The 7,878-nt window shown below is 57.6% G+C and carries 4 protein-coding genes; all 4 read left to right on the forward strand.

Annotated features, from left to right (window positions below; translation table 11 throughout):
* Positions 1-2,662, forward strand: a 2,662-nt coding sequence (locus tag R6U20_RS04175; RefSeq protein WP_410336613.1) for a FlgD immunoglobulin-like domain containing protein, incomplete at its 5' end; no start/stop codon positions are given.
* 184 nt (positions 2,663-2,846) lie between these two features.
* The gene (locus R6U20_RS04180; RefSeq protein WP_410336614.1) at positions 2,847-4,022 is read left to right on the forward strand and encodes a hypothetical protein; all 1,176 of its coding nucleotides are present in this window, start codon (positions 2,847-2,849) and stop codon (positions 4,020-4,022) included.
* Between the two features lie 193 nt (positions 4,023-4,215).
* Positions 4,216-5,382, forward strand: a complete 1,167-nt coding sequence (locus R6U20_RS04185; protein ID WP_410336615.1) for a carboxypeptidase regulatory-like domain-containing protein — start codon at positions 4,216-4,218, stop codon at positions 5,380-5,382.
* Between the two features lie 1,506 nt (positions 5,383-6,888).
* On the forward strand, positions 6,889-7,878 hold a 990-nt coding region (locus R6U20_RS04190; RefSeq protein ID WP_410336616.1), incomplete at its 3' end, for a caspase family protein.

The raw sequence follows: 7,878 nt of genomic DNA on the forward strand, positions 1-7,878 counted from the left end.
CTATGTAGGTGCCGACAGCTTCACCTACGTGGTCGAGAATATATTTGGCATTGTTTCGGAGGAAGCACAGGTTTCGATCGATGTTACGGCTGATGCCCCGCTGGCCGAGGATGACAGCTACGAGGCACAGGTCGGCGAGACGCTCACCGTGGATGCGCCGGGCCTGCTCGGCAACGACGACCTGGGCAGTCCGGAAGCGGATCTGACCACGATCACCGTAGACGGAACCGATTGGAGTCCCGGCAGCGCAATCGACTTCGCCGGGGGGACGTTGACTGTCGAATCCGATGGATCGCTCACCCTGGACAGCCCTGCTGAAGTCGGCAGCTTCTCCTTCGACTACACCATCGAGAATGCGGAAGGCACAAGCACGGGCACCGTCACCCTGGACATCAGCGGCACCGCCCCCGTTGCCAGCGATGACAGCTACGAGGCACAGGTCGGCGAGACGCTCACGGTAGACCCCCCGGGCCTGCTCGGCAACGACGACTTGGGGGATCCGGACGCGTCGCTTACCGAGCTTACGGTCGATGGCACCCCCGTTGCCCCCGGTGACCCCGTGGATCTGGCCGGCGGCACGCTCACCGTAGAAGCCGATGGATCGCTCACCCTGGAGAATCCCGCTGAGGCTACCGAGGCATCGGTGACGTATCGGCTTGAGAATGCAGTGGATGCAAGCGAAGCCACCGTGGCATTTACAATTGAGGCCGCACCGCCGCCCGAACCCATCGAGGCAACGCTTCCCCCTGTAGCCGTGGACGTAACCGGCCCGCCACAGCAAGTCACGTTTACGAATACCACAGGCATCACACTTACAGATATCGAGGCAGCTCTCGAATCCACAGAACACTTTGAGGTACTGGATGTGAATCCGGCAGACGAGGTGGCCCTGGAAGAGGACATCACCGTCACGCTGGCGTTTGCGCCACAGGCCAGCGGGACTCAAGCCACACAGCTCGACCTGACGGCATCGGGCGAGCGCATAGCCACGTTCAACGTGTCGGCTAAAGCCGTTGATGTTTCAGTGGAGCCCGCTACTTCGCTGGCGGCCAACAGTGCTGGAGAAATCGATGTCCGTGTTTCCGACAATTTTGCTCCGGCGGGCGACCAACGCCTTGAGGTGCGCACAGGCGGGGCACGCACCTACCAGTCTGTGTCACTCACAGAAGCCGAGTCGGGACGCTGGACGGGAACGGTACCCGCTGACGTCGTCACGCTACAAGGCCTCGACCTTTATGTTGTCTTGTCAGATGCTGAAGGGTCCGTCACAGTGCCAGAGGCCCCTGAATCCAATGCCGCAGACACCCCTCTTCACCTGCAAGTAGGAGTGCCCACAGTCCCTGCTGAAGGTGCCTTTGCAGCCGAGCAGTATCAGATGATTTCGGTGCCGTTTGCGTTGGACGGCTCGACCACAGCCGATGTACTTGCCGAGACGTATGGGCCGTATGATACCGATGAGTGGCGCTTCTTTGCCTGGAATCCAGACCAGGAGCGCTATGCAGAGTTTCCGGAGGCCGACGACATCCAGCGTGGCGCGTCCGCATGGCTCATCACAGACGATGGCACCCCCTTTGAAGTCTCTGAGGGACAGTCGTTTACGGCAGACGCGCCATACGAGATCACGCTTCAGCCTGGATGGAACCAGATCAGCACGCCCTTTGGGTTTGCCGTAAACTGGGCAGACGTAGAGCGGCCCGAGTCGGTCGAAGCACCGGTAGCGTATCAGGCTCCAGGTGCCGAGCGTCCGCCCGAGTATGTGTACAACCAGGAGCAGCTGGCACCATGGACGGGATACTTCGTGTTCAACGACAGCAACACGCCGGTGTCGATCACGGTACCGCCGATCGCCGCCAACACGCCCGAGAACGATGCCGCTCCGGTAGCACGCAATTCGGTGGATCCAGATGCTGCGGCCTACTCCATGCAGATCACGGCAGATCTGGAGGCGCATGCAGCCCAGCACACCCAAACGTTTCTCGGTTTCGAAGAGCGCGGTAACGAAGTACAAACCGGCACCTTTGCCGCAGCACCGCCGGTCGGGGCGTACGTACGCACGACCATCGTGGACGATGACACGCGCTATGCTGGATACTACGTGGATACCCCTACAGATGGCTACGCCTGGGACATAGAGGTCGAAGCGGAGACCGCAGGTGCGTTTCGCGTAGACCATCGCGTGCGCGTACGGATGCGTGAAACGGGCTCGCTTCCCGACGACTTTAGCCGCTACGTTATCGATCTCGACAACGAGCGCCCCATAGATGTAGAAAACCAGGCCTTTACCGCCGAGCTAAAAAACGGCGATACGAAGCGCCGTTACCGCATTGTCGTGGGAACCGAAGCATTTGCCGAACAGAAGAGCGAAGGCATCCCGCTGGAGTCGTTTGAGACTGCACTGCATGCCAACTATCCGAATCCCCTGCGCAACGAAACAACGATTGAGTACGAACTGGCCGAGCCCGGCGAAGCTACCATTGAGATCTACAACGTGCTTGGGCAGCGCGTGCGTCGCCTGGTCAACCGAGAGCACGAAGCCGGGCCCCATACGATGCGCTGGGACGGGCGAAATGATGCCGGGCAGCGCGTGGCCAGCGGAACGTACTTCTACCGCATGAACGCAGGCGATGTGTCTACCGCACGACAGATGACGGTTATCCGCTAACATCCTGAATCCAAAGGGCTTCTCTGTATCATAGACAGCTGGCACACGACCCACACCCTCATGTCGATACAAGGATCGCTCCCCGCGTCCCACGGTGCTGATCGCAGCTCCGAAGGACCAATCAAAACAACTACTTAATCCATCATCACTACACATTGACCGGCTACCTACGGGAGTGGTTATTATGACGTACCCCTTATCGCTTACCAACACAACCACGCAGCGCGTAAGGACAACAGCCTTGCGTGCAGCTGCGGTATGGGTGTCAATGCTCGTTCTGGCAATGATGGCCACGGTCGTCCCATCGTATGCCCAAACCCCTGATATAGAACGCAGCGATGCGCGTCCGGTGCATGTGGTCATTGCACCCGTGTACGAACAGGTGGATGACGGCAGCACGTCGCTCCGATCATGGAGCACACGCACCCAGCTTACCGTGCCCATTCGCGAACGCACCATGGTGCAAGGCAGCATCCAGTACGGGCATACAACTGGAGACTCCTTCACATCTGTGCACGGACCCACCGATCTGAAGCTGCGCGTACAACACACAGTCCCCGTACGGCAGGGCCGCATTGTGGCTGGGCTGGATGCCAACTTGCCCACCGGCACCGACGAACTAACCGCAGACGAACTGCGCACCACCATCCAAACAAGCCAGCAGCCGTATGGCTTTCGGGTCCCCACTTTTGGGCAGGGATGGTCGGTAGCTCCCACTGTAACATGGGCTGTACCCGTATCCGAACAGGCAGCTATAGGTGTAGGACTTAGCGGACGCTACGAAGGGGGGTACCGTCCGCTTGCAAATAGTGCTACAGACTACGTACCAGGCAACGAGGTTGAAGTGCAACTGGGATTGGACTATCGCTTAAGCGAAGCCTCCACCGTTGCGCTTGATGGCACGGGCGCCTACATCACACCCGACACCGAAAACGGTGACACCCGGTTTGATGTGCGATACACCGCGTCGGTTCGTGCTCAGTATCTGTGGCAGCACGACGAGCAGGTTGTGCGCGCACAGGTCCGTTATGAGAACTGGCCCGAAAGCCGCTTTCGGCCTATCTTGCTTAGCGATGACGGGGTCGATACCGGATCGGAGCAGACGCAACGTGTGCTTCCTTCGATATGGAGCGGAGCGGTCGGCTATACACGCACGCTTACCGATCGTGTACAGCTTGGGCTACGCACCGACATTCAGCACTTCACATCTACCAATCGCTTCGATGCTGCAACGCTGGGCCGTCTGCTGGTGGCCCCGCGTGTGCAGTGGGACCCGGTAACAATGGGCGTGCACGGGGCCTACACACTGGGTAGCTTTACGGGATTCGAAACGGGACTGCGCACAACATTTCAATTCTAAATATCTAACAAACAAATTTTTATCGAGAAAAATCGGACAGATTGAGTCGAAGGTACCAAACACCCGTCTCATCTCTTACCAATAAATAAATGCCTGCCGGATGTCCGGGTGGGCGGGCTGGGTGCGCTTATCTAGGTACCCATGTGCACTGCGCACATTGCGTATCCCATGTATCTTAGAACCCAGCCTACCCATGAGACACCTACTTCTGTATCTACCCATTTTCGTACTCCTTATTGGCGCTACTGTCGTGATGTCGGGCTGCGACTCGACCGACGCGATGGACGAGGACGTTGTTCTTGAAGGTCAACTTCTAAATGCCACGGATCGTCCGGTGCGCAACGCTACCGTGTCGCTTTCCGATGGCAACCAGACGGCCACAACGGACGACGAGGGCGCATTTACGCTGACCGTAGAGCCCGGTACGTACACCCTAACCTTTGACGCATCGGGATACAACTCGGAGACAACTACAGCTGATGTGGGCGAACAAGACGTGACGCTCGATCCGGTCGTGCTGAGTGGCAATGCCGCTATTACAGGCCAGATCGTAGATTCCCAAACTGGTGAAGGGGCGTCCGATGCCACCGTTATTTTTGTGCGTACGGGCGATGCGTCTTCCAATTCTACCGCCCAGGCCCGCGCCCAGGTGGATGACGACGAGATCGCGGACCTGGTAGCTGAAACCGAGGACGACGGCACCTACGCAATCAACGACGCGCCGACCGGGGCGTTTGAGCTTATCATTCGACGTGAAGGCTACGCCGAAGATCGTGTTGATAACGTGGTTATTGGCGAGGGCGACAACAGTATCGATCCGCGTCCGATTTCCGAGGAACTTGAGGAAGGCGAACTGCGCATTGTCTTGTCGTGGGGCGAAACCCCAAGCGATCTGGATTCGCACCTCACCGGGCCGCTGTCCGACGGCAGTCGCTTCCATGTGTTCTTCGCAAACCGAACACCAAGTGGTGCTGAAGCCAACCTTGACCGCGACGACGTGAGCAGCTTCGGTCCCGAAACAATCACGGTCACGGCGCTACGCGACGGCCTGTATCGCTATTCAGTACACAACTTTAGCAATCAGTCGGAAGACGGAGCCGTAGGCATCGACGAATCGCCAGCCGAAGTGCGATTCTATAACGAAGACGGCTTGGTTGATGTCTACAGTCCGCCCGAAGCTGAAGAGGGCGACGGCAATACCTGGCGCGTGCTTGAGTTTACTGTTGATGCAGGCACGGTCACCCTCGACGATGCAGGCGGATCCACATTCGGCTACTACCAGGCCAGCAATTCCGGCGATACGGATACGTTTGCACGTACGGATTCTGGCAAGCCCGCAATGTCAGCGACCGATTTTTAGCAGTCTCTGCGTCTGCTATCAACGGTTTGACCGTTTCTGCGCCGCCTCCGCTCTGTCGGGGGCGGCGCATTTGTTGTGCGGAACGAGGAAGAGGCGCAGGTCAAGGCCAAATGATCCTGCCAAGGTGATCCGACATGGGCCGTGCTGATGCCACGCACGTGAGCATCTCGGTTCTGGGGAATAGAGCTGTGATGAAGCTTCCAACGAAGTATAAGCCAGAACGCAACATTGCTGCGAGAAACGCCAGCTCGGGGTCTCCCCAGAAACCTGGAGCGCGGTGGGTCATGTCACAATTCCTATGGCCTATAGATCCCCCAAGCATGACACTGACGTTGAGGACCGCGCCGGGTACCTCGAACTGCTACGCACCAACGCCGACTACCGGCGGCTGTGGCTGGGCAGTAGCCTGTCGCTCCTGGGCGGAGAAAGAGTCACACCGGCGTACGTGTTTAGCAACGTGTCGCCCAGGAGACGTGCAGTGCCAATAGGATTTCGCCTCACAGATAGCCGGGGATGCAAGCGATCCCGGGCTATGAGTTCCCTTAGCCCGGGATCAGAAGCGAAGCGGGTATCTTGTGACCCTGAAACGCGCTAAAAAGATACCACCGGCGGTGGGATCCTTCTCGTTTTTCCACTAATACCAAATCCACATGCTTAGTCATGGTGTAGAGGTTATGGTGTAAAGCCGTGGCGCCACGAGTGAGGGCGAGTTGTAGACGGCAGGAATGGATCCCAGATCAAGTCTGGGGTGACAAACGATAGGGGATGCTGAATGCTAAAAACATCCATACGTCCACCCCCAAATCCGGTGCGACGCAAGAACAAGATCCCACAATGCCCCAACCGAGTTTGGGGAGACGGAAAAATTAGGATGCAGCAACAACTTAACCGGATTTGGTATAACAACGCAGATCTATTGCAAAACTTGAGGCCCACCGGTGCCTCGTTAGGCCCAATCTGCATTGCATATGGAACGTGATATCTTTGCAAGAAGCATCGATGGCTCACACCTCTTGTTTATAAAAATTTAATTTGACTTTCATGCCCCCCCCCTTTCACCTTCCAGATGTTTCGATGTTTAATCTCACTAAATTCACCAAATCAGTCATGAATACAATTAAGGAGCGACTTGGTGTTTTCCTGATTGATAATTCGACGAAAACGTTTCTCTCGCTTTTTGGTCTCGTAGCTCTCGCTGTCATGATGCTGGTAAGCGGTGCAGTAGATGCAGCAACTGCCGAAGCCTGCACAGTAGGCATCGAGGGCACGTGCACTGATGCCGGTTGCGTAGGAGGACCTGACAACTGCTATGCACCACCGGAGGGAGGCATGTGCTATACGACCACTGAGGAAGTAATCAAACAGTAGGTATCGCACATTCATGAGCAGGGGGGTATCCCCCTGCTTTTTGAAGCAGGTTCTACTGCAAGACACAAATGCTAAAATGCATAGTCGAAAACGGTTCATTTTTATCAAGTCATTCTTGTTTTCTGCCTGGTGGCGGCTGTGGCATGCCCGGCGGCAGCTGCCGTCGGCAAAGTGGCCCTGGTCATCGGCAACAGCAGCTATGACACCAGCCCCTTGAAAAACCCGGCCAATGATGCGACGGACATGGCGGATCTGCTGAAGTCCGCGGGATTTGAAGTGATTCTGAAAACCGATGCGGACAAGCGGGCCATGCTGGAGTCCATCGAAGCGTTCGGCCGCAAACTGCCCCGGGCCGAGATCGGGATGCTGTATTTTGCTGGTCACGGCATGCAGATCAAAGGTCGCAACTACCTGATCCCGGTCAATGCCCGGGTGGCTTCTGAAACCGATGTGGAATTGGAATCAGTGGATGTGTACCGGGTTCTGGGCCGGATGGAGGCAGCTGCCAACCCGGTGAACATCATCATCCTGGATGCCTGCCGGGACAACCCGTTCGAGCGCTCTTTCCGCAATGCGGAAAAAGGGCTGGCCAAGATCGATGCCCCGGCCGGCTCCATCATCGTGTTCTCCACCTCACCCGGCGGGGTGGCGGCGGACGGTCAAGGCCGCAACGGTATCTTCACCTCCCACCTGCTCAAAACCCTGTCCAAACCCGGCATCAGCCTGACCCGGGCCCTGATGGAAACCCGCCGGAACGTGGCCGCGGAAACCTCCCGGCAGCAGATCCCCTGGGAATCCTCCTCATTGATGCAGGATGTGTATCTCCTGGCCGGCGGCGCACCCGAAGACCGGGATCTGATGCCGGTCCAGCCACAACCGGTAACCCCGGCACAATCCCATGCCAAGACAGCCTCCCGGATAGAGCCATCGACAATCCCGCTGGCTGCTGCTATGTCGGATGATAAGAACCCGCCATCCAGCCCGAGGGCCGGGGATATCTGGAAAGAGCCGATGACCGGCATGGAGTTTGTATGGGTGCCAGGGGGCTGCTATGACATGGGCTGCGGGGACTGGCAGGATATTGATATCTGCTATTCTAGGGAATTCCCGGTGCATGAGGTCTGCCTG

It is taken from the genome of Longimonas sp. (genome assembly GCF_046498435.1).
Taxonomy (GTDB): domain Bacteria; phylum Bacteroidota; class Rhodothermia; order Rhodothermales; family Salinibacteraceae; genus Longimonas.